The following is a 23846-nucleotide window of genomic DNA, read 5'->3' as shown; positions in this document are numbered from 1 at the left end:
GCCTCCGCGCAAAAGACCGACATGCAGCGCCTCGTCGTTCACGTCGAGACCAGACAAAACGACTCCGTTCCCCAAGTAAATCAACCACTTACACCGTTCTAATCCAAAAACGTTGGGACGCTACTGATTTGACATCACAGTGGCTAGGGAGGGAATCGAACCCCCGACACGCGGATTTTCAGTTCCCATGCCACTCGGCGGATCTCGGTCGTGCTTCAGCGGGGAAAGTCGTGCATGGCGGTGCAGCGTCCCTCAGTTTGGGCATGTAGAGTCCCTCAGTCATGAACGCTGGTCGGTCGCGATCCCGCGCATCCGTCTGTCGTCTCACCCTGTGTGCTTTTTCTGGACAGCTGATCCATGGCCTTGAAGGTGGGCGTGATTGACGACCAGCGCCCGGATGCGTGGGTACGGACCGTGATACGTTGACGGGGCCCAATGGATGATTTATCATTCATAAACACTTTGTACGGAGGATAAATCATCCTTATGACGAATATAGACATCCTCCCATCGCGCGTCCGGCGCTCACTGGTGGCCGTGGGTCGCGGCGTCAACATCGCAAGACGTCGGCGAAAACTGACGGCCGCGATGATGGCCGAGCGCATTGGCGTGACCCGTCAGACCTTCCGCCGCGTCGAACAGGGCGATCCCACGGTGGCGATGGGCACCTACCTGATGGCGTTGTTCGTCGTCGGCCTCGACTGGGGCGGCCTTGAGCTCAGCGCCGACCCGCAGGCCGATGACACGGGCACCGCACTGGAGATCGCCGATCTACCAAAGAAGGTCCGCCCCAAGCGGACCCCGCAGCCGAAGTAGCACGTGGCGTCCCCATCAATCCAACGACGGCTCGACGTACTCGTCGGTGACACCCTCGTCGGCCACTTGCGCTACACCCAAGAGGGTCGGCGGGAGCACGCGTCGTTCGAGTACGCCGAAGCGTGGCTTGGCACACCCACCCGATACGCGATTGACCCCACGCTCCCGCTGGTGAGTGGCCCGCAGTTCGCCCCGCGCGTCACGGATCTGGATGCCTCGCGATTCCACGGCGTCATCGCCGACACTGAACCCGACGGATGGGCGCGGCGCGTGATTCGACGTGACCACGCGAAGCGGCGCCAAGCAGCAAGGGCACGCGGCGAGGACATGGACGTGCTCGTCACGGCGCTGGATTTCCTCCTCGCGGTCGATGACGCCTCGCGCGTCGGGGCACTGCGCTTTCGTGACGACACGGGCGCGTGCCAACGAGCGCAGGAGCCCGGCCGGCGCACCGCGCCGCCACTCCTCGAACTGCCTGATCTTTTCCGCGCGACGCGGGCGGTCGAACGCCAGACGGAGACACTGGCCGACCTGGACTATCTGCGCGGTCGGGGCACCTCGCTCGGGGGCATGCGGCCGAAGTGCAGCGTCCGCGACGACGAATGGGGGTTGTGCCTCGGCAAATTTCCGAGCGTGACGGATACGCGCGCCTATACCAAGGGCGAAGTCTTGGCGCTGCACCTCGCGCGTCACGCAGGGATCGACGTGGCGGCCGCGCGCCTGGTGGACAGCGATGGCGTGCCGATCGCCTTGGTGCGCCGGTTCGACCGTGTTCGAGACGCGGTGACAGGAGCCGAACGACGACTCCTCTATGTATCGGCCGCGACCCTGATGACCGTCGCACCCGGGGATAGCGGCGAGTACGCCTACACCGAGATCGCCGACGTCATTCGGCAACGGAGCGCCGATTCAGCAGCCGACCTCGCGCAGCTCTGGCGACGCGTCGCGTTTTCGATCCTCATCACCAACGTCGACGATCACCTGCACAACCACGGATTCCTGCACGTGGAGGGCGATCTATGGCGCCTGTCACCAGCCTTCGACCTGAATCCGTTCCCGGATCGCGCGCGCGAACTCAAGACCTGGATCAGTGAGGAGGCAGGCCCGGAGGCGTCCATCGACGCGCTCCTAAGCGTCGCACGTTACTTCGGCTTGCCGCCCCACCACGCGGCGACCGTGCTCGGTGACGTCGAACGCGCCGTGGCCGGGTGGCGCGACGTGGCCACGGGACTCGGCATGACTAACGAGGAGATCGAGAGCTTCGCCGATGCGTTCGAGCATGACGAGCGCGCCATCGCGCGCCGACGCATGTCCTGAGGAACTGGACCCGAGTTACGGCCCAACGCAAAACGGCGCCCCGGGTGAGCGGGGCGCCGTGCGCGTAAGTCCTTGTAAATCATGAGTGGCTAGGGAGGGAATCGAACCCCCGACACGCGGATTTTCAGTCCGCTGCTCTACCAACTGAGCTACCTAGCCTTACCAACCACAGACTCTCAGGCTAACCAACCCGGGGGGCATTCCGCAAGCGCCGATATGGCGGCAGATGCCCCGCCCGCGCGCACCCAACCAAGTACTCCCTACTCCCTACTCCCTACTCCCGCCGTCGCCGTGATGATGCTCTTCAACCCACCGCGCACATTGAAATCGCCCACCACCGTCATCGAATGCGGATGGCACGCCGCCACCAGATCGTCGAGAATCCGATTCACCGCGCGCTCATAAAAGATGCCGTCGTTACGGAAACTCCAAAGATACATCTTCAGGGTCTTCAGCTCGAGACACACCTCGGCCGGCTGATATGTGATGCGGATCGTCGCGAAGTCGGGCGCTCCGCCTTCCAGCAACTTCAACTCTGCGGCGTCGGTCTCGATGCCGCCCAGCGGACAAAGCGACGTGAACTCCGTCGTCTCCATGTAAACTTCATACTTGCGATCCCCGTAGGGATTCGGAAACGTCTCGAGCAGTTCAGGCTTGGGCATACCTGAATCTAATGCGAGAACAGTGACCGGTCAGGTGAGATCGCGCAGACGCTGCGACCATTCGTCCAGCAGCAGCCGCTCGGCCGGCGTCAGACTCGACATGCCGTCCGACGCGATCTTGTCCAGCACGGCGTCCAACGCCGTGCTCGGCTGCGGAGCCACGGCCGTCTGTCCGACACGCGGTGAGGGACGCGGCGTAGGACGCGGTTCGGGACGGACACGCGACACCGCCGCCTTGCTCTGCGCCACGATGTCGTCGACTTCCCGTTCGCGCGGACGCGACGACTTGGGCACGGCGCGCGGTGTGTCGTCGCCGTAATCCGGCGCCGACGCAATACGACTGCGGAAACGACCCAGACTTCCAGCGCCCGGCGCGCGGAGATACACCCATCCCGCCAACATGCCCCCGATGTGCGCTGCATACGCCGTGCCGCCAAGACTGCCCGAATCGACCACCGCCATCGTGATGTTGATGAGCGCCATGAAGACCACCAGCCACTTCACCTTCATCGGCACGACACCGAAGAACAACACCTCATCGTCGGGCCAGCGTGACGCGTACGCCACGGCGATACCGAGGATCGCCGCCGATGCTCCGACCAGCGTGCCACCGTTGCGCTGGAACATGTAGTGAAACGCCCAGCCGCCAATGCCGCACCAGAGGTAATACCATACAAAGGTGCTACTGCCCCAGGCACGCTCCACGCGCGGGCCGAACAACCACAGCGTCCACATGTTCAGCAGCAGATGCATGATGCCGCCGTGCACGAACATGTACGTGCCGATCGTCCACAACGACCGCGACGCGATGTCGCCGGCTGAATACCCGAACCACTTCGCCATGTTCGCGTCGCCGACCAACGTCGCTTGCACGAAGTACACGCCGACGCACAACCCGATCAGCCAGAAGACGGCGGTCGGGTTGCGCGGCTGATCGAAATCGTCGTACGAGTCGTAGGCCATGGCAGGACAAAAAGACGCGAGAAGAGCTACGGAAACAACGGACTCAGCTCCGTAGCCGATCCCGGTTCGTGAGCGCAAGATGCACGATGCGCTCACAGAGATCGGGAAACAAGACACCAGCGGCGGCCGCCGCCTGTGGGATGAGACTGGTCGGTGTCATCCCGGGCAACGTGTTGGCCTCAAGACACCACGGCTGCCCGTGGGGGTCCAGGCGGAAGTCGATTCGGGCATATCCACCCAGCTTCAGCGCCACGAACGCCTTTCGCGCCTGGTCGGCCAGCTTTGCCATGATGTCCGGCGATAGTTCGGCTACGAACTCTTTCGCCATCCCCGGTGTGTACTTGCATTCGTAGTCGTATAGCTCCTTCACCGGCACGATTTCGATCGTCGGCAGCACCACGTCGCCGAGAATACCGACCGTGAGCTCCTGCCCCGGAACGAACCGCTCGACCATGACCTCGTCATCGTACTTGAAGGCCTCAGTCACGGCCGCCGCCAGTTCGCCAGGCTCACGCACGATCGAGAGTCCGACCGTGCTCCCCTGCTTGGATGGCTTCACCACGACCGGCCAGTCCAGATGGCGCCCCACTTCTTCGGCGTCCATCTCCCCGATGGCCGGCGCCATCATCCAGTTGGCGGTAGTCACGCCGGCAGCACGGAGCACGACCTTCGTGAGGTGCTTGTCCATGGCCAGGGCGCTCGCCAGGTGACCGCTGCCGGTGTACGGCACGCCCACCAGGTCCAGCACGGCCTGCACCGTGCCGTCTTCGCCCTGACCGCCGTGCAGCGCCAGAAAAACGCACTCGGCGTCGGTGATCTCCGTCATGGTACCGAGCGCCGGAGACAGCGACTGCGAACTCAGTCCCGCCAGCGCCTCGAGTGAAGGCGGTGCACTGCCCACACCCGCGGCCAACAACGCACGCTCGGTCTCACGGGTCAGCACGCCCTCGGCAGGGTCGAGACAGATGACCTCGTGACCCTTCTCGCGGAGCGCAACCGCGATGCGTAGCCCCGACGATAGAGAGACCTCACGTTCGGCGGAGACGCCGCCCAGCAACACGGTGATTCGCATGCATCAAAGCTACATCCGAATCCATCCGCGTCGTCAGCCTGCGTCGTTGCGGTGTAGCGCGAATGCGATCGCGCGGGCCAGCATCGCTTCGTCGGGGATGCGATCCCATTCCCGCAGCACGATCACGTGATCGCATGGGTCGAGCGTCACATGTCGGCCAGTGCGCGGCGCGATCGGGTCCACGGCGATCCACGCCTGCCAGAGCGTGAGCCCCTGGGCATTGATGACGACGCCATGGGCATCTTCCCACGTCGAAGGACGCGGATCGGCGAACAAGACCGCCAGGCGGCCACGACTGAAGTCGCGCAACGGGGCACCAAGCGCGTCCGTGAACTGGTCGAGTACGTTGATCACGAAGGGAGACGTGGCAACCAGGACGAAGTAACGGCCCAGCTGCCACCTGCACTCACTCACGAAGGGCGACGACTATCGATGCATCAGATGTTCGAGCACATCGAAGCGCGTCACGATACCCTGCACCACGCCGTCCTTCTTCATCAACACCGCGCGATTGCTCTTCGACAACAGCTTCGCCACGCTCTCCACCGGTTGATCGCTTTCGACGACCGGGAACGGCTGATCCATCACGTCGCTCACCGACTGATCGAGCACCTTCGGATCAGCCAGTGACTTCGACGTGAGCTGCGATTCCGCTACGCTGCCGATGCACACGGCGCCATCCATCACCGGCACCTGCGAGACGTTGTGCAGCGCCATCAGACGGATCGCCTGGCGCACCGAGGTACCCGGGGTCACGCTCACGATCGCCGGCGCGCTCGCGTCCTTGTTGCCGAGCACCGCCGCGATGGTCGTGGGGGACACGTCGAGCATCTGGTTCTCGCGCATCCATTCGTCGTTGAACACCTTGCTGAGATAACGCTCGCCGGTGTCGCAGAGGAACGTGACCACGCACGCCTCCGGATCATCGAGACGTCGCGCCACGTTCATCGCCGCGTGCGCGATCATACCGGCGGAACCACCCACGAAGATGCCTTCCTCTCGCGTGAGACGACGCGCCATGCCGAAGGCATCCTTGTCGCTCACCGAGATGAATTCATCGATCACACTCATGTCGAGCGTGAGCGGTATGCAGTCCTGACCCACGCCTTCCACCTTGTATGGCGCGCCAGTGGGATGTCCCTCACCCTTGCTCCGCCACAGTTCGGCGAGCACCGATCCCATAGGGTCGGCCGCGACGATCTTGACGTTCGGGTTCTTGCTCTTGAGATAGCGCCCCACGCCGGTGATCGTGCCGCCCGTACCGGCGCCGGCCACGAAGTGCGTGATACGACCGTCGGTCTGCTCCCAGATCTCCGGACCCGTCGTCGCGAAATGCGCCGCCGGATTGGCCGGATTCTCGAATTGGCCGGCGAGCACGGCGCCCGGCGTTTCGCTGACGATCCGCTTCGCCATCATCACGTAGTTCTGCGGATGATCGTGCGGTACCGCAGTCGGCGTGATGATCACTTCGGCACCGAACGCTTTGAGCAAACGGACCTTCTCCTGCGACATCTTGTCGGGCATCGTGAAAATGCAACGATATCCCTTGAGCGCCGCCGCGATCGCGAGACCGACGCCAGTGTTGCCGCTCGTCGCTTCCACGATCGTACCGCCCGCCTTGAGAGTGCCAGCCCGTTCATGCGACTCGATCATCGGCATGCCGACCCGGTCCTTGACGCTGCCGCCCGGATTGAAGAAGTCGGCCTTGCCGTACAGGGGCGTCCGGATGCCGCGCGCCACGCGGGCCAGCCGGATCATCGGCGTCCAGCCGATGGTTTCCAGGATGCTGCCGTAGGGGCGGCGATGCCGGATGTGTTCTTCTTGCACGGCCGAATCGGTGAAAGCCGCGTCGGACATGAGGGAGGTCGCCAGGGTGGTGGACATGGCAGGATTTGTCACAGGGAATCCCCGGGGAGCGTTGGCCCCTCGGGATGTCGGAAATGCACGGGGAAGAGCAACGACACAGGAATTGAAGCACCACGCAGGCGGGCAGCGCGGAATTGGAGCCGGGAGGCACCGGCCAAAGCCGCCGCATCCAGCTCGGAGTGACCTGACGGTTCGACGATCCGCGTACTATCAGGCACTACGCGCCCATCCGAGGTCACAAACAGCCGAAGCAGCACGTTGCCTTGTGTTCTCCGCTGATACAGTGACAACGGATACCGGAACGGGACGTCGACATTCAACATCTGTGGACGCTCATCCGGCATCGCGCGAAACCAGTCCGCACTTCGCTGTCGTGCCGAACGCCCCGGCTCGGAACAGGCGTGCAGGCCGAGGGTGAACAGGACAGGGAGAAGCACTGGTCGAATCCCACCCGATCGCATGCTGGAATGTACACTCGCTTCGCGCACTCGGCGGAATCGCCCCTCCTCCATCAATCCGCAGTGAACATGCTCTCGTTTCGCGTCTTCTTTGACCGTCCTGCTTCAGCTCGCACCACGCCTGTCGGCCCGCGGCTTTCGCTCGTGGGCGGCGCGTTGTTGCTCTTGAGTGCGTGCTCGGGCGAGAAGAGTACCGGCCCGGGACCCGTCGCTACGGCGATCAAAACCCAGGCGGGGAACGCGCAGACCGGCGTGGTTGGCGCCGCGCTGGGTGTGCCACTCGCGGTCGTAGTGACCGACAAGGACGGCAAGACGATTTCGGGGGCTCGTGTGGACTGGGACGTAGGCCCCGGATCGGGTACGGTGTCGCCAACACGCTCCGCCGCCGACGCGCGCGGGGTGGCCACGACCGTGTGGACGCTGGGCACGACCGCCGGCACCGCGCGCGTATCAGCCCAGGTCAACGGCGTGACGCCGGTCAGCTTCATCGCCACGGTGGTCGTCGGCCCAGTGGCGTTGCTGGTGGCGTCACCGGAAGCGGCCTATCTCAACGTGGGCGACACGGTGCGCGTGCGCGGGTCCCTGCGCGATCAGTTCGGCAACACGATCGGCGGTCAGGCGATCAGCTACAGTACGCTCGACCCGTCACTGGCAGCGGTGAACGCATCGGGACTCGTGACCGCGGTGGCCGTCGGCACGGCGCGCGTTGTCGCCGAAGCGTCCGGACGGGCCGACACCGTGCCGGTGACGATCGCTCCCGCGGGATCCAGCGTGTGCGGACCGGTCACGGCGCGCACGATGGCGCTGGGTGAAGTTTACATCCCGCCCACCGGCAGCTCGAGCATCACCGCCTGTGTCACATCGCCATCGCTGATCAACGGGGAGTATGCGCTCACGCTGGTCTCGACGACCGCGACCTTCGGGACAGCGTCGCCCGTAGACCTGATCGCCATCGGCACCACAGGCCCCACCGTAGCGGCGATTACGGCCGAGGCCGCGAATCCCTTCGCGCCGACCTACGCGAACTCGACGGCAAACGCAAACGCGCTCGCCCTCTCGATGTCGATCGATGCGCTCGATGCCGCGACCGCTGCGCTGTCGCCCGTGCGCGCCGCCGAACTGGCGCGCCGCGAGATCGAACGGCGTGAGCTCACGCCACTCGTGAGCGACGCGCGTGACTGGATGGCGTCGCGCACCGCTGCGTCGCCCAACGCCGTGTCAGGCGCTACGTACGCAGTGACGGCCGCCGACGTAAAAGTGGGCGACGTGCTGCGTCTGAACGTGAATGCGAATGTGGCGTGCTCCAGCGCTGACCTGAGGTCGGGACGCGTGGCTGCCGTGGGATCCAAGTCGATCATTCTCAACGACACGGAGAATCCCACCGGCGGCTACACCGACGCCGAGTACGCGGCGGTCGCGGCCACGTTCGACACACTCGTGTATCCGATGGACACCTCGGCGTTCGGTGCGCCGACGAACATCAGTGGCTACGGCAGGATCATCCTGTTTTATACCCGCGCCGTGAACGCGCTCACGCCGTCGGGTGCCGGGTTCACGATCGGGGGCTTCTTCTTCGCGCGCGACCTGTATCCCAAGACGGCCAGGAACGGACTGGCCGCCTGCGCCGCGTCGAACGAAGCGGAGATGTTCTATCTGCTGGTACCCGATCCGAACGGCACCGTGAATACGAACAAGCGCACGAAAGTTGAAGTGACGCTGCTCAACCTGACCACCATCGCGCACGAGTTTCAGCACCTCATCAACTCGTCGCGTCGATTGTATGTGAACACCGGTGCGCGGCCCAACGAGGAGACATGGCTGGACGAAGGTTTGGCGCATCTGGCTGAAGAGCTGCTGTTCTTCCGCATTGCCGCCGTCACGTCACGGCAGAATCTCACCCTCACCGACATCGCCGGGAGCACCACGCGTTCCGATCAATTCCGCAACTACGCATCGCAGAACTTCGCGCGCTTCTACAGTTACCTCATCGCACCGGAAGTGAACTCGCCGTACGCGCCGAACGACTCGTTGGCCACACGCGGCGCGATCTGGAATTTCCTGCGCTACGCGGCCGGCCGTCAGGGCGAAGCAGGGGAAGCGCCGTTCCTGCGTGCGCTCGTAAATTCGAACACGGCGGGCGTCGCCAACTTGCAGAACGTGCTCTCGGGCGGTCAGTTCGCCGACTACCTGCGTGACTGGTCCGTTTCGCTCATTGCCGACGACTTCTCTGCCGCCACGACCGCCGCGCTGTCCGCGAACTACATCACGCCGTCGTGGAATTTTCGCAGCATCTTCCCCGGTCTTCGCTTCTCGGGCGGCCCGGTACTAGGCGTGTATCCGATCGCCACCCGTACGCTGCTTTCCGGGTCGCCGCAGCGCGTACTGCTGGCTGGCGGCACGAGCTCATTCGTGCGCTTCGGCATCCCCGCCGGACGCAGCGCCGTTATCACTCTGTCGTCGAACGGTGCGCTACCGTCCAGCACTCTCAAGTACGCGCTGGTACGACTGCGCTGACGCGAAGAACAGCAACAGCCAGAACACGGATAGCACCGACTACACCGAACCGACAGGGATAAGCGACACAGCGCCTCTGGACTTATCCGTGTCGGTTCGGTGCAATCCGTGGCATCCGTGTTCCGGCTATTCGGGAAATCACTCCGAACGCGCTAGGAACGCTGCTTCAGTTTGATCTCGTACAGCTTCGACCACAGCTTGCCGGTCACGAACAGGCGATCGCGGGCAGCGTCGTACGCGATGCCGTTCATCACATCTTCTTTCCCGGTACGATCGATCGACGGCAGGATACCGGCCAGATCGATCCATCCCATCACGTTGCCGGTGGCCGGATCGATGCGGGCGATCTGCTCGCTCTGCCAGATGTTCGCCCAGATTTCGCCCTTCACCCACTCCAGCTCATTGAGCTGCGAGACGGGTGTGCCATGATCGGACACCGTGATCGTTTTCTGCACGGCGAAGGTGGCCGGATCACGCCACACCAGCGATGACGTGCCGTTGCTCATGATGATGGCCGAACCGTCGGTGGTCAGTCCCCACCCCTCGCCTTCGTACGTGAACTGGCCCGTGCGCTTGAATGTTCTCCAGTCGTAAACGAACGCCTTGCCGGTCGTCCACGTGATCTCGAACAGCTTGTCACCCAGCAGCGCGATGCCTTCACCGAAGTGCGGCGCTTCGAGATCCTGCTGACGGATCACGCGACCGGTGTTGAGCTCGACTTCGCGAATGTCCGACTGACCGACCTGACCGGTGCTCTCGAACAGCCGGTCGTCATGCCACACCAGCCCCTGCGTGAACGCGTTCGGATCGTGCGGATAGCTCTGCACCACCTCGAAGCTGTAGGTCGGCGTGCGTGAGGCCACCGTGCCCGTCGTGTCACCGCTCGCTGCACTGGCCTCGCCCCGATCCCCGCCACACGCACCGAAGGCGCCAGCGGTCGAAACGAATGCCACCGTGCCGAACAGAATGACGGCCGATGCCGTGCGGGAACGTCGCATGCTGGAGAGTATGGCCATCGATCGGATTGCAGCAGAAGGAGAACAACGCGGGACCACGACGGAGACCGCACCCACAGACAACCACAGACAACCACAGACAACAACCGCTCAACCATCCACCCACGTGAGCAAGTCGCGCAACAGTGTCACGAGATCAGCCAGCTGGTGATTCGCGTTCAATCCGCTCGGACTCGGCAATACCCACAACGCCGCATCGGCGAGCCGCTCGTCCTGCAAAGCCAGCGGCGCCTTGGGGCGCCCGAACGCCGTGCGATAGGCGCCGATGCCGAGAAACGCGACCACGCGCGGTCGCTGTGCCTCCACCAAGCTACGCAACCGCTGGCCACCCGCCACGTACTCCTCGGGTCTGAGCTCCGCCGCCGTGGCCGTCGTGCGCGCCACCATGTTGGTGATACCGATGCCCAGCGGCAACAGCTCCTGCTCCTCCCAAGGGGCGAACAGCCGCGGCGTGAAGCCAGCGCCGTGCAGTGCCGGCCAGAAGCGGTTGCCCGGCCGGCCGAAGTGATGACCGATCGCCGCTGTGTACAGCCCCGGATTGATCCCGCAGAACAACACCCGCAGCCCCGGCGCGATCAGGTCCGGCACGTTCAGATCGACCGCGGCAGCCAGCTCGGCCTTCGTCGGCTTCATCGACGGCTTCTTGATCGGCTTTGGCGGCCGCAATGCGTCCGACCTGTCAGTCACTCAGCGACTGCTTGAGCGAGGCGAGCGCCGTCAGCGCCTGCAGCGGAGTCATCTGATCGGGATCCAATGCGCCGACCGCGTCGGCCAATCGAGTCAACGCCGGATCGGGTGACGCCGACATCACCGCCTCGCCGAAGAACCCGAGCTGCGGTGTGGGCGCTACGGCATGCTTCATCCGCGGGCCCCTCCGCGATACACTCTTCGGTGCCGACAGGCCATCGGCCGTCAGTCGTGCCGCCATCTGCTCCCCTTCACCCTCGAGCAGTGCCAGCACTTCCTTGGCGCGCGCGATCACCGCGGCCGGCAACCCCGCCAGTCGTCCCACCTCGATGCCGTACGAACGATCGGCACCGCCCGGAATCAGCTTGTGCAAAAACAGCACCTGATCACCCACTTCCCGCACCGCCACGGTGAAGTTGCGCACGCCACTCAGCTCGTTCGCCAACTGCGTGAGCTCATGATAATGCGTCGCAAACACCGTCTTGCAGCCGATCGCGTCGTGCAGATGCTCGCTCACGCTCCAGGCGATCGACACGCCGTCGTACGTGCTCGTGCCACGTCCGATTTCATCGAGCAACACCAGTGAATGTCTGGTGGCGGTGTGCAGAATCGCACTCGTCTCGCTCATCTCCACCATGAACGTCGACTGACCACGCACCAGATTGTCGCTCGCACCCACACGCGTGAACAAACGGTCCACGATCGGCAACTTCGCCCGTCGAGCCGGCACATACGCACCGACCTGCGCCATGAGCTGAATCAGCCCGACCTGCCGCAAAATCGTGCTCTTCCCCGCCATGTTCGGGCCGGTGAGCACGATCATCTGTCCGTCGTCGGTGAGCACCAGATCGTTCGGGATGAACTTCTCACGCGCCATCATCCGCTCCACGACCGGATGGCGTCCCGCCACGATCTCCATATCGAAGCCATCGTGCAGCTCCGGACGCGCGTACTGCTCGCGCTCGGCCACTTCCGCGAACGCAGTGAGAACGTCGATCGTGGCTACGCGCCGCGCCACTTGCTGCCACCGCCGGATCGCGGCGCCCGCATCACGGCGCAACACGTCGAACAGCTCGCGTTCGCGCGTCTCGATGCGGTCGGCGGCGCTCAATACCTTCTCCTCGTACTCCTTGAGCGCCGGCGTCACGTACCGTTCGGCCCCGGTCAACGTCTGCCGGCGCTGATAGTCGTCGGGTACGAGATGCTTGTTCGCGTTCGAGATCTCCAGAAAATACCCGAACACGCGGTTGTAACCCACTTTGAGCGAACTGATGCCGGTGCGTGCGCGCTCGTCCGACTGGATCGTCGCGATCGCGTCCTTGCCGCCGTCACGCAACGCGCGCAGTTCGTCGAGATCGACATCCATGCCGGGCGCGATCGTGTCCTCTTCACCGATCATCAGCGGCGGACGCTCCACGAGCATGGTCGTGAGTCGTTCGGCGCAGTCGCGACCGTCATCCCAATCGTCGAGCATCGCGGTCAGCAGACCGCCACTCGAATTGCCCTGCGTCGTATGCGACAGCACGGCGCGCACGGCATGTGCCACCTGCGGCAGTCGGGCCAACGAGTCACCGAGCGCGCGAAGTTCGCGTGGCGTCGCCCGACCGGCGGCCGCCTTGCTGGCCAGTCGTTCCACGTCGCGCACACCATCGAGCGCATCGCGTACGCCGGCGCGTCCCACGGGATCACGCACCAGCACCGTCACGGCATCGAGACGCAACTCGATGGCGCCACGCTCGAGCAACGGGGCCAGCAGCCACTGGCGCAGCAGACGCTGGCCCATCGGCGTGGTCGTGCGATCGAGCACGGACAACAGCGTGCCGGCCAGCTCGCCACCGCGCAACGACTCCACCAACTCGAGATTGCGACGCGTCATCTCATCGAGCGGCATCACACCACCGGGACGCTCCACCACTGGTCGTGCGAGGTGCGGCAGGCCGCCCGGCTGCAATTCCCGCAGGTATCGCAGCAACGCACCGGCCGCACCGATCGCGCCGGCGTCATCGCTACCCAGGCTGAAACCTTCCAGTGAGCGTACATCGAATTGGCGTGCCAGTTCGTCGCCGGCCAGCTGCGCATCGAACTCCCATCCTTCGCGCTCGGTCACGAGCACGTTGTCCACCGCATGCATCGCCGCCGCCAGCTCGGGATGCGACGTGCCGCGTACGACCAGCAGTTCGCGCGGCGCCAACCGCGCGAGCACCGCCGGCGCATCCATCGGGGTGACCAGAAACAGGCGCCACTCACCGGTAGACAAATCCGCCGCCGCGATGCCGATCTGTTCGCGCGATCCGTCGCGCGACGTGTCGCGACCGGTGGCGATCGCGCACACGTAATTCGCGCGCGCACCGTCGAGCAGATCGTCGGCAAATACCGCACCGGGAGTGATCGTCTCCACCACTTCGCGCTTCACGAGTCCCTTCGCGAGCTTGGGATCCTCCACCTGCTCGCAGATGGCGACGCGGAATCCCTGCCCCACCAGCCGACGCAGATACTCGGCGGCCGCTTTCACCGGGATGCCCGCCAGTGGTACCTCCGCCGCTCCGCCGTTGTTGCGCGACGTGAGCGTGAGGCCGATCGCACGCGACGCCGTTTCGGCGTCGTCGTAGAACATCTCGTAAAAATCGCCCATGCGGAAAAACAGAATCGCATCCTGATGACGCGACTTGATCTCCCGGTATTGCTGCATCAACGGCGTAGCCGCACCACTCACGGTGCGCGCTCCGCGACAAAGCCGTCGAACCCGAGCTTCTTCAGTCTGCTCAGCGCGTTGCTCGCTTCGGCGCGCGTGGCGTGGTAGCCCACGCGCACCCGGAACGGCCTTTGCTCACCATCGACACGCGCGTCGATATCACGCTTCGTAAGACGCTTCACGGCGTCGGCCGCTTCGGCGCGCGTGTCGTACGCCGCCAGCTGCACCGAGTAGCGTCCCACGCCGGCGGCGGGCTTCTCGTCGGCCACCGCCGCAGGCTTCGCGCTGTTCTTGCCCGGCCCCGCCGACACCGGCACAGACTTTCCCGCCGTGTTCGATGACGGATTGGCAAGGGCTCCCGGGCACCGACGTTGCAAGTCATCCGACTGCAAGCGCAATTCACCGTCGGGGATCTCGACACCGCGCAAGGAATCGAGGGCACTGCAACCGCCCGCCATGTTGCGCTCCTCGAAGTAGGTGCGCGTCAGCCACAGCAATCCTTTCGCGCGCGTAGCGCCGCTCGGAAAATCACGCAGCAATCGCGCGAAGTACACACGCGCATCGGCCGGGTGGCCGCGCAACATCTCGAGTTCCCCCAGCCGCGCCAGCGCGTCGGACACGCGTGGCGAAAGCGGCACATCGATCACCAGCCGCTTCCAGTCGCGCTCCGAGTCACCGATGCGTTCCGCGAGCACCGCACGCCAGTACAGCGCCTCGGCGAGATCGATCGTGCCGATCGGCACCGCACTCACCAGGGAATCCAGCAGCGTGCGCGCCATCGCACCGTCGCCGCCATCGACCATCGCGCGAGCCCGCGCCGTGGTACGCTCCACCGTCGGCGTGATCTGCGCCGACACCGTCGACGCGATCGACGACAGCACGGCGCCACATAGCGCCGCCATGGCCCGCACACGGACACGAGAACGGACACGTGTACGCCGTATCACGCGGCCGGCCGGCGACGTGTGGCACAGAGAGCAAGCACGAGCGACATCAGGATCTGCTCCGCATTCGAGACCGTCGTTTCCTTGAGCGCGATGTCGGCTTCCAGCAACAGCGCGAGCGCCTTCTCGCACGCGACCGCGCTCCACTGCTCCGTCACTTTCGTCCACGCGGATGCCGCTTCGCCCCACGGGCGACCGGGATAGCCGCCGGTCTCCTTGAGGAACGCGAAGAATTCCTGCGGCAACCGATTGGTGGGAATCCCGGCATCGCGGCGCGCGCGACCGTAGGCTAGCGCAAACGCCTGCGTGCTCAGCATCATCACGACTTGCACTGCGGTGACTTTCGGCTGACCGAGCACATGCGCCACCAACGTCACCGCAGCGGCCGCATCCTGTCGGGCCACGGCATCGAGCAGATCGGTCACCGTTTCACCGCGACGGATACCGACCACGGCCGATACGGTGTCCACATCGATGAGGTACGCGCCGTGCGCGTAGCTCGCGCACTTGTCGAGCTCTGAAGCCAGTTGATGCAGATCGTTGCCGACCGCCTGCTGCAACAACTGCGCGGCGTCATCGGCGATGTTGACGGCCAACACCGTCGTGGCGTGATGCGCAATCCAACGGCGCACGCGCTCCGGCGTGAGCGGTGCGAACTCGAGTGACTCGGAGGCTGCCGCGATCGCCGCATCGACTTTCGTTCCGGCGGGACTCACCAGCAGCAGCAGGGTGTCGGCAGCCGGTCGCTTCAGGTATTGGTCGAGCTGCTGTCGCGCCGCCTTCTTGAGCGCGGTGACGTCACGCAGCACCACGGCGCGTTTCTCGGCGAGCATCGGCGGCGTCGCGAGCAAACTACTCACCGCTTCGGCGTCGAGCTCACTGGCGCGACGTATTTCGCAATTGAAGTCGCGCGTGCTCGGGTCGATCGACGCCTCGAGCAGATCGCGCACGGCACCATCTTTCAGGTAATCGTCGTCGCCGTGCAGGTAATACACGGGCGAAAAGCTCCGAGACTGAATCGCGGCTTGCACGACACGGAGGGGCGACGATTCCTTGGCCATGGTGGCAAGATAAGGGACCGCCTACCGAACTGCCGGTCGAACTTCAGCGCAATTCAGAGAAGGTCGCCGGCGTGAAGCCGTTGTTCACGAAGCGTGTCGGCGCGTCATCGATGATCATCGCCGCCGGCCAGACCGGATTGCCAGTGGCCATCGCCTGCATCAACTCGGGCGTGATGTACGAACCCGGGGTCGGCATCGCCGGCTGCGACGCGATCACCGGCTGCATCGACAGCTCCGGCGCCGAGGGGCCGGTCCAACCCTGCCACACGAAGGCCCCGAGCATCGCACTGGCGGCTACCGCCACCACCACACGAGTGTCCCGCAGACGGGCACTCGGCGACGACGCGGATCGTGGCGAGTGAGCCACGGCAATACGGGCGGCCATCGCGCTCCGCTCGTCGCGGCACTCATCCCGGCATTCAGCCAGGCGGGCGCGAAGTCGCGCCTGAAAGTCGGCGCTCGGTTCGAGCGTGGGCATACTGCGCGCCACCATCAGCGAACGACGCACCAGCGTATCGTGCGCCGCGCAACCGTCGCACACCATCACATGATGCTGCGCGGTGGCCATCTCATCGCCAGGCATCGTGTCATCGAGATAAGCCAGATGCTGCTGTCGGAAGCTTTTGCAGTCCATCGGTACGGTTTCGATCCGTGTAGAAGGCGTCGCTGACGTGGCAGCCGCCGGTTTGACGATCGCACGGCAGCATACCCGTGGCGGGGGGAGCGGTTCCGCTTGGCAGAAACGCCGGCAGACTCTATGCAAACGCACAACCCCCCGCCAAGGCAATCCTGGGCGGGGGGTTGATCTACGATTCGTTTACAAAACCCGAATTACTGGGCCGAATAGCTCATAAATGGTGCCGACGCGTTGTACGCACCAGCTAGCGGACCAGCGGAGCGATGATGTCGGCAAACGCGGTGCGCGCGCGATTCAGCCGTGACTTCACCGTGCCAAGGTTCACGCCGGTAATCTCGGCGATCTCCTCGTACGACTTCCCTTCCAGTTCGCGCAGCACGAATACCTCACGGTGATGCGCCGGCAGCTGCCCCACGGACTGTTCTACCATCTCCTTCAGGTGACGTTTCCGGAACAGGTCGTCGGGGCGCGTATGGACGTCCTCGAACTGGAGAGGGCGATCCTCGTCCTCGAACTTGGCCTTGATCGTCTGGAAAAGCACCAGCGGATTGCGCGAGCGGTTGCGCAACTCGTTCTTCGCCAGATTCGACGCAATCGTATAAATCCACGTCGAGAACTTCTTCGAGCGGTCGAAGCGTCCAATGTGACGGTACACGCGGATGAACACTTCCTGCACCAGATCTTCGGCGCGGTCGCGATCACCAATCGTGCGGTAGACGAAGTTCAACAGTCGACCCTGGTACCGGTCGACGAGCTCTTCGAAGGCGCGTTCCTCGCCTCCGAGGAACGCCGACACCACATCTCCATCCTCGAGGCTGCGCAGATGCTCGCGCACCGGAACCGCGGGGGTGTTTTGTGAAGTCAGTTTCGTGCGAGCCAGTTCGGCCATGGATCGAGTCCTCCGCCTACAGTGACGCGAGCCCGAAGACTCACGGTGCTTCGACCAGATGACCGGACGATCCGGCAGACCATGTCGTCGCACACAATGGACCTAGTGCACAGGGCGTGCCGGAAGGAACTTTGTGGAACCTTCCGACCTAAGTCGTTATTTAGAAACGACTTAGGCAGCTGTGTCCTATGTCACGATGTCGGCGGATTCTGTTTCCTCTCCCCGAATGTCTCTAAAAGAGGACGCGGAAAGAGGACAGATCCTGTCAGTTTAGAAGGAAGCCCGCCGTGTAAAGCAGAGCGAGCGCCGTCTTGGCATCCTGAATCTCGCCCTGCTCGATCATGGACAGCGCCCGCGACAACTTGGTTGGCGCCAGCTCCATGAACTCGTCCGCTTCCCTCTTCCACTCGCCGGCCTCGAGCCCCGTCGCCATGAAGAGATGGATCTTCTCGTCGGTGAAGCCGGGCGTCGTGAACATCGTGAACAGATGTTCGACACGCGACGCGGTGTATCCGGTTTCCTCCTTCAGCTCGCGATGTGCACAGGCGAGCGGTTCTTCCCCGTCATCAAGGCGTCCGGCAGGGATCTCATACAGATATCCGTCGGCTGCATATCGATACTGGCAGATCAACAGCACCTCAGGATCATCGTCGAGGTCGCCAAGCAGCGGCACGACCGCGCTGGCCCCAGGATGCCGCACCATTTCCAGCTGACCGGTCGAACCGTCCGGAAAGCGCACCGTGTCGATGTCGATCGAGATCACCTTGCCCGTGTAACCGCGTGTTCCGATGATCTTGCCCGGTCCCTGTCGTTCGATCGCCATCAGCGGGCCGATTTCCTGACGGCCTTCTTCACAGCCTTCTTCGCGCCCTTGGGGGGCTTTTTCGGCAGCGGCACATCGTCGCCGGCCAACCACTTCTTGATCGTCGGACGCAGATACACCGGGATGCGCAGAATCGTCCCGCGGCACTTCGTGGTGCCGCAGCGGCAGGCGTAGTAGCGCACGTCTTCCGGCTCGTACTCATCCTGCCACTCGAAGCGGTAGTCGTACACCAGCTCCGTTTCCGGTTTGATCGGCTTGATCGCCGTGATCCAGATGTGTCCATCGTCGATTACCGTCTCGCAGTTCGGATCGCACGAGTGGTTGATGAACCGGGCATCGTTGCCGCCGTAACGCGCGTCGAGCACCGTGTCATCGTCGAGCACGAACAGGAACGTGTGATGACGGCCTTCGTTGTCGTCGTACCGCCGGTCGGCTTCCTCATGCGTGATCGGCTGACCCCAGTACTCATCGATCTTCTTGCCCTTGCGAATCGGCAGGATCGCGATCGCGCCGCGTCCCTGGATCCTGGAGCGACGTACTTCGTAGTACGGCGACTTGGGCGGCTTCACACGCTTCGCAACGGATTTACTCACGGACTTCTTCACGGACTTCTTCACGGACTTCTTCGCTGGCGACACGTCGTTTCAGGAGGCTGAGGAGGAAGACACAGGCGCGGCAGCGACATCATCATCTGCCGGGTCGTACACGGTGACCGGTCCCAGGGACAGCGCTTCGACGGTCGGACGGATCGCCGTGGCATCGCCCACTACGATCACCTGCAAGCGACTCGGATCGAGGTGTGTTTGCGCCACACGCAGTACATCCTGCGCGGTGACGGCCTTCACCCGGTCACGATACGTATCGAAGTAGTTGGTCGGCAGTCGGAAGATTTCCACGTTCGCCAATCCGCCCGCGACCTCGGCGGTGGTCTCGAATCGAATCGGGAAGACGCCCACCAGGTAGCTCGTGGCCAGCGACAGTTCCGCCTCGCTCACCGGTGCCTCACGAATGCGCACGAATTCGAGCGCGATCTCACGCAACGCATCGGCCGTGACCGCCGTTTCCACCGCGGTCGAAATTTCGAACGGGCTGGCGGCGCGACGCCAATCGAACGCCGAGTGCGCGCCGTACGTGTACGCGTGCACTTCGCGCAGATTCAGATTGAGCCGCGACGAGAAGAGGCCGCCGAGGATCGCGTTCATCACCACCACGGGGAAGTAGTCCTCGTGCAGACGCGGAATCGCGACGTGCCCCACGCGCACCTCCGACTGCGGCGCGTCCGGCTTGTGCACCAGGTGCACACGAGGCTCGGGGAAGCGCTGCGTGTCCACCGGCTCCGTCACCGGAGGCGCCTTGCCGGTCCAATCGCCGAAGTGCGCGCTGGCCAGCTTCACGGCGTGCTCCACATCGATATCGCCCACCATCATCAACGCCGTGGCGTCGGGACGATAGAACTCGGCGTGATACGCCTGCACGTGCTCGCGCGTGAGACGCATGATGCTCTGTTCGTCGCCACCGGCCAGTCGTGCGAAACGCGACTCCGGCTTGTACAACAGTCGCGAGAAGAACACGTCGGACAAGCCGCGTGGTTCCGCGCGCAGCTGAGCCAGATCGGCCAGCCGCTCGCCGCGCATACGCTCGAGCTCCGACTCGGGAAACGCGGGGTAGCGAAGCACTTCCGACAACACCGCGACGGCGTCATCGATGCGCGACGACAGCGCAGTGATCTGCACGATCGCCGAATCCCAGTCGGCACCGGTGTCGAGCGTCGTACCGAGCATCTCCAGTCGTGAGGTGAGCTCGAGCGCGTTCATGTCGCGTGTGCCTTCGGCCAGCGCACGCGTGGTGAGCTGCGCGAGGCCTTCGTAGTCGCGCGGGTCGCGCGTGGCGCCCGCTTCGATCACCGCCAAGGTGGTCACGATGGGATACGCCGGCACATTCGCCACGATCAGACGCAGACCGTTGGCCAGAATGCGTGTGGAGAAGTGCGGAAACCGATAGTCGCTGGGCGTGCCGGCGCCGGGCCGTGGTGGAGCGGCCGGCATCGCATCCTGCACCGCGTCGGGTGTGTTGCTCGCGAGCGTATCCGTCATACGCCGGCCTCCGCCATCTCGGCATGCTCCGCACTGGGATGTTCGTCGGTCGGCACGAACATCAGCAACGCGCGATTGTCAGGACCAAGCCGCTCGCGCGCCAGCGCGGAGACCGCCGCCGTTGTCGTCGCGCCGTAGCGCGCCACCTGCTCGTTGATCAAGGTCGCATCACCGAAGTACGTCGCAAAGCGCGACAGCTGGTCGGCGCGCTCGGCGGCCGACTGCATGCTGGTCACAAAACTTGTCTCGATCAGTGCGCGGGCGCGCTGCACTTCGGCATCGGTGACGCCATGCTCGTGCATGAGGTCGAGCTCCGCCAGCACCGCGCCTTCCAGCTGTTCCGGCGTGACGTCCACGTGCGCCGTGGCGTCCACCACGAGTAGGTCACTGCCCTTCGCCAAGTCGTAGGTGAAGGCGCTCGCTTGTGAGGCGATGCGTTGCTTCCGCACCAGCGACTGCTCCAGCCGACACCCGGTACGCAAGCCGAGTACGGCGGCGGCGAGCGACGCGGCGTAGTAGCCATTACTGCCGAACACCGGTGTGCGGCAGATCACAAACAGACGCGGCAAAGCGACGGCATCGGGTACCACCGTACGACGGGTGTCTCCGAAGGTGGGCGGCACCGTCATATCGCGAAGCGGGGGGCGGGGCGCGCCGCGGGGGATCGGGCCGTAGTACTCCTCGATCAGCCGTATAATCTCAGTGCGATCAAAATCACCAGCCACCGTGATCACGGCGTTGTCCGGCGTGTAATACGTTCGGAAGAAATCCGCGACGTCGTCGAGCGACGCGTCGGTCAGATGCTCCATGGACCCGATCAACGAGTGATGAAACGGATGTTGCTCCGGGAAACAGAGCGCTGGCAGACGCTCCCACCATGTGCCATACGGCTGATTGTCGACCGACCAGCGTCGTTCGTTCTTCACGACGTCGCGCTGCGTGTCGAGCTTCTGCTGCGTGAGGCCCGGCAGCATCCGCCCCATGCGATCCGCTTCGAGCCAGAGGGCAAGGGCGATCTGATGCGACGGGACCGTTTCGTAGTAGTTGGTCCGATCGAGCCACGTAGACCCGTTCAAAGTCCCGCCAGCGCGCTGGACGAGTTCGAAGTGTTCGTTGGCTTCGACGTTGGCCGACCCTTGAAAGAGCATATGCTCGAACAGGTGAGCGAAACCCGTGCGCTCGAGCCGTTCATTGGCCGAACCCACGTGATACCACAAATTGACCGCGACGATCGGCGCAGTGTGATCCTCGGAGAGCACCACATGCAGGCCGTTCGGGAGGTGATAACTCTCGACTGGAATGCGCATGATTCAATATTGGGGGGTAGGTCACGAAACTCGGAACCCCACGCGCCTGAACCCGCGTCGTTTGCGGTACCACATTTCTCCCCCCAATTTCCGACATGACGTCTTCCCATCGCCGAACCGTCCTGCTGTCGGGCGCACTCGGAGCACTCGCACTGCTCGCCGCTTGCGGCGGTGACCCACAGGTGCCGAGTGCCGCAGCGGCGACGGCCAGCACCACCGTGGCGGCGGCAGTCGCAGCGGCGGTCGCGGCCGTACCCACCGTGCGGATCACCGACGCCAAGGGCAAAGGGATCAAGAACGTCATGGTACGCTGGCGCATTGCGAGCGGCAGCGGCAAAGTCGTGAACGATTCCGTCCGCACGTCCGGCAGCGGCGACGCCACCTCGGGTGGTTGGACGCTTGGCACGACCGCTGGGCAGCAAACACTGCAGGCCACCGCGGACGGCATTGCCACCGTCACCTTTACCGCCACCGCCACCGCCGGTCCGCTTGCACGGCTCACCCCGGTCAGCCTCGGGGACCAGCAGGCCACCGTCAATACACCCGTGCCGTTGCTGCCCGCAGTGCGTGCCGAAGACCAGTTCGGCAACCCGGTTGCGGGCGCCGCCGTCGTCTTCACCATTGTACAGGGCAACGGGGTGATTCTCGGGGCACAGCAGTCGAGTAACGAATTGGGTATCGCCGCGGTCGGTGGCTGGACGATCGGCACCGCCATCGGTCAGCAGATCGTGACTGCTACGGCCACCGGCGCACAGCCGGCGGTGTTCAACGTCAGCGCCGTGGCCGGACCGGCCACCGACTTGGTGAAGGTTGTCGGAGACAATCAACCAGGCGTCGCCAACGTCAACCTCACCACGCCCCCCGGCGTGCGCGTGCGCGACGCCTTCGGCAATCCCGTGGGCAATGTGCCCGTGGTGTTTACGCCGGGCCCGAACTCCGGCACGGTGACCGGCAGCACGGTCATCACCGATCCAGCCACCGGCACGGCCTTCGTGGGCAGCTGGCGTCCTAGCACCGCAAGCACGCAGACGCTCGTTGCCACCAGCTCAGTCCTCCCCGACAAGTCGGCCACGTTCACGACCACGGTGTCGCTATCGGCCTTCAACGTGGACATTCGTTTCGTCGGTGAGGCCTCGCTGCCGGTGCGCACGGCCTTCGCCAACGCGGTCGCCAAGTGGCGGCAGGTGATCGTGGGCAGCATCGGCATCATCGCCAACGTGAACATCCCCGCCGGACCCGCATCCGGATCCTGCTTCGATTGGACGCCGGCACTCACCGGCACGGTGCAGAACACCGTGATCTTCGCGCGCATCGACTCCATCGACGGGCCGGGCTCACCGGGCGCGGGCAACATCCTCGGTCAGGCCAGCCCGTGCGTTGTAAACGCCAACGCGATCCCGTTTGTCGGCTTCATGGAGTTCGACAAGTACGACGTCGATCTGCTCGTCGCGCGCGGGCAGTTCGAGAAAGTCGTACTCCATGAAATTGGGCACGTGCTCGGCATCGGTACTCTCTGGAATTTTCGGCGCTCGCTCCTCGACCGGTCGATTCCGGATGATCCCTTCTACGTCGGGAGCGCCGCACGCGCGCAGTTCGCCGACATCAATACGGCGACGTATTCCGGTAATCCGGTGCCCGTGGAAAACACCGGCGGCACCGGTACGGCGAACTCGCACTGGCGCACCTCGGTCATGCAACGCGAATTGATGCAGGGGTTTGCCGTGAATCAGCTACAACCACTCAGCCGGATCACGGTGGGTTCTCTGCAGGATTTGGGCTACACCGTGAACCTCGCCGCCGCCGATGCTTTTTCCCTCACCGCGGCACTGCGCAGCGGCTTCGGATTCGACGCGACATCGGGGATACCGTACCGCGATGTCGTACCCGACATCGAGATCAAGCAGCGCCGCGCCGATGGCAGCATCGTGCGCATACCACGTGAGCAGCGGTAGAAAACGGGCTCTTCAGGGTTTCGCGTGGGTGAATCTCGGCCGACACGCCTGAGCACCGGTCCTCGGCGTTCTCTGCG

General features: G+C 64.3%; 21 protein-coding genes and 1 tRNA gene. 4 read left to right on the top strand and 18 right to left on the bottom strand.

Annotated features, from left to right (window positions below; genetic code table 11):
• Positions 1-531: 531 nt before the first annotated feature.
• Together ACESNG_RS04085 and ACESNG_RS04080 are read left to right on the top strand one after the other, a co-directional pair.
• Positions 532-816, top strand: coding sequence for a helix-turn-helix domain-containing protein (locus tag ACESNG_RS04085; protein WP_373067932.1), 285 nt, complete (start codon positions 532-534; stop codon positions 814-816).
• A gap of 3 nt (positions 817-819) precedes the next feature.
• Positions 820-2133, top strand: a complete 1314-nt coding sequence (locus tag ACESNG_RS04080) for a type II toxin-antitoxin system HipA family toxin (protein WP_373067930.1) — start codon at positions 820-822, stop codon at positions 2131-2133.
• Positions 2134-2219: 86 nt separating this feature from the next.
• Here the strand turns inward: ACESNG_RS04080 and ACESNG_RS04075 are convergent.
• The 7 genes from ACESNG_RS04075 to ACESNG_RS04045 form a co-directional block, all read right to left on the bottom strand.
• Positions 2220-2292, bottom strand: a tRNA-Phe gene (locus ACESNG_RS04075).
• 101 nt (positions 2293-2393) lie between these two features.
• Positions 2394-2795, bottom strand: coding sequence for a preQ(1) synthase (queF, locus tag ACESNG_RS04070; protein ID WP_373063374.1), 402 nt, complete (start codon positions 2793-2795; stop codon positions 2394-2396).
• A 30-nt stretch (positions 2796-2825) separates the two neighbouring features.
• On the bottom strand, positions 2826-3758 hold the full coding sequence (locus ACESNG_RS04065) for a rhomboid family intramembrane serine protease (protein ID WP_373063372.1): 933 nt from the start codon (positions 3756-3758) through the stop codon (positions 2826-2828).
• Between the two features lie 43 nt (positions 3759-3801).
• Entirely contained in the window at positions 3802-4830 is a 1029-nt protein-coding gene (locus ACESNG_RS04060; protein ID WP_373067928.1) for a D-alanine--D-alanine ligase, read from the bottom strand.
• A 33-nt stretch (positions 4831-4863) separates the two neighbouring features.
• A complete protein-coding gene (locus ACESNG_RS04055) occupies positions 4864-5244 on the bottom strand; it encodes a hypothetical protein (protein WP_373063368.1) in 381 nt (126 codons plus the stop codon).
• Positions 5245-5256: 12 nt separating this feature from the next.
• Positions 5257-6714: a pyridoxal-phosphate dependent enzyme gene (locus ACESNG_RS04050; RefSeq protein ID WP_373063366.1), complete on the bottom strand. Its 1458-nt coding sequence runs from the start codon at positions 6712-6714 to the stop codon at positions 5257-5259.
• A gap of 11 nt (positions 6715-6725) precedes the next feature.
• Positions 6726-7019, bottom strand: coding sequence for an energy transducer TonB (locus ACESNG_RS04045; protein WP_373067934.1), 294 nt, complete (start codon positions 7017-7019; stop codon positions 6726-6728).
• A 204-nt stretch (positions 7020-7223) separates the two neighbouring features.
• Between ACESNG_RS04045 and ACESNG_RS04040 the strand changes: the two genes are divergently transcribed.
• Positions 7224-9668: an Ig domain-containing protein gene (locus ACESNG_RS04040; protein ID WP_373063362.1), complete on the top strand. Its 2445-nt coding sequence runs from the start codon at positions 7224-7226 to the stop codon at positions 9666-9668.
• Positions 9669-9820: 152 nt separating this feature from the next.
• Here ACESNG_RS04040 and ACESNG_RS04035 read toward each other — a convergent pair whose 3' ends face one another.
• The 11 genes from ACESNG_RS04035 to ACESNG_RS03985 all read right to left on the bottom strand — a co-directional run bounded on the left by ACESNG_RS04035 (position 9821) and on the right by ACESNG_RS03985 (position 21817).
• On the bottom strand, positions 9821-10666 hold the full coding sequence (locus ACESNG_RS04035) for a glutaminyl-peptide cyclotransferase (RefSeq protein WP_373067926.1): 846 nt from the start codon (positions 10664-10666) through the stop codon (positions 9821-9823).
• Between the two features lie 108 nt (positions 10667-10774).
• Entirely contained in the window at positions 10775-11317 is a 543-nt protein-coding gene (mug, locus tag ACESNG_RS04030) for a G/U mismatch-specific DNA glycosylase (RefSeq protein ID WP_373063378.1), read from the bottom strand.
• Between the two features lie 46 nt (positions 11318-11363).
• The gene (gene mutS / locus ACESNG_RS04025; RefSeq protein ID WP_373067924.1) at positions 11364-14084 is read right to left on the bottom strand and encodes a DNA mismatch repair protein MutS; all 2721 of its coding nucleotides are present in this window, start codon (positions 14082-14084) and stop codon (positions 11364-11366) included.
• A complete protein-coding gene (locus ACESNG_RS04020) occupies positions 14081-14965 on the bottom strand; it encodes an SPOR domain-containing protein (RefSeq protein WP_373062942.1) in 885 nt (294 codons plus the stop codon). The genes mutS and ACESNG_RS04020 overlap by 4 nt, the downstream gene beginning before the upstream one ends.
• Positions 14966-15006: 41 nt before the next feature.
• The gene (gene holA, locus ACESNG_RS04015) at positions 15007-16068 is read right to left on the bottom strand and encodes a DNA polymerase III subunit delta (protein ID WP_373062940.1); all 1062 of its coding nucleotides are present in this window, start codon (positions 16066-16068) and stop codon (positions 15007-15009) included.
• A gap of 43 nt (positions 16069-16111) precedes the next feature.
• Entirely contained in the window at positions 16112-16702 is a 591-nt protein-coding gene (locus ACESNG_RS04010; protein ID WP_373062938.1) for a zf-HC2 domain-containing protein, read from the bottom strand.
• Positions 16703-16949: 247 nt separating this feature from the next.
• Complete coding sequence (locus ACESNG_RS04005; protein ID WP_309670078.1) at positions 16950-17594, bottom strand: sigma-70 family RNA polymerase sigma factor; 645 nt, start codon at positions 17592-17594, stop codon at positions 16950-16952.
• Positions 17595-17859: 265 nt separating this feature from the next.
• Entirely contained in the window at positions 17860-18417 is a 558-nt protein-coding gene (locus tag ACESNG_RS04000) for an NUDIX hydrolase (protein ID WP_373067922.1), read from the bottom strand.
• On the bottom strand, positions 18417-19034 hold the full coding sequence (locus ACESNG_RS03995) for an SET domain-containing protein (protein WP_373067920.1): 618 nt from the start codon (positions 19032-19034) through the stop codon (positions 18417-18419). The genes ACESNG_RS04000 and ACESNG_RS03995 overlap by 1 nt, the downstream gene beginning before the upstream one ends.
• A gap of 27 nt (positions 19035-19061) precedes the next feature.
• The gene (locus ACESNG_RS03990; protein WP_373062932.1) at positions 19062-20510 is read right to left on the bottom strand and encodes a M16 family metallopeptidase; all 1449 of its coding nucleotides are present in this window, start codon (positions 20508-20510) and stop codon (positions 19062-19064) included.
• The gene (locus ACESNG_RS03985) at positions 20507-21817 is read right to left on the bottom strand and encodes a M16 family metallopeptidase (protein WP_373067918.1); all 1311 of its coding nucleotides are present in this window, start codon (positions 21815-21817) and stop codon (positions 20507-20509) included. The genes ACESNG_RS03990 and ACESNG_RS03985 overlap by 4 nt, the downstream gene beginning before the upstream one ends.
• 95 nt (positions 21818-21912) lie before the next feature.
• Between ACESNG_RS03985 and ACESNG_RS03980 the strand changes: the two genes are divergently transcribed.
• A complete protein-coding gene (locus ACESNG_RS03980) occupies positions 21913-23769 on the top strand; it encodes a leishmanolysin-related zinc metalloendopeptidase (RefSeq protein ID WP_373067916.1) in 1857 nt (618 codons plus the stop codon).
• The last annotated feature ends 77 nt before the right edge of the window (positions 23770-23846 follow it).

It is taken from the genome of Gemmatimonas sp., from assembly GCF_041689975.1.
Lineage (GTDB): Bacteria > Gemmatimonadota > Gemmatimonadetes > Gemmatimonadales > Gemmatimonadaceae > Gemmatimonas.
The sequence above is the reverse complement of the archived record's forward strand: the minus strand, read 5'-3'. Positions and strand labels throughout refer to the sequence as shown.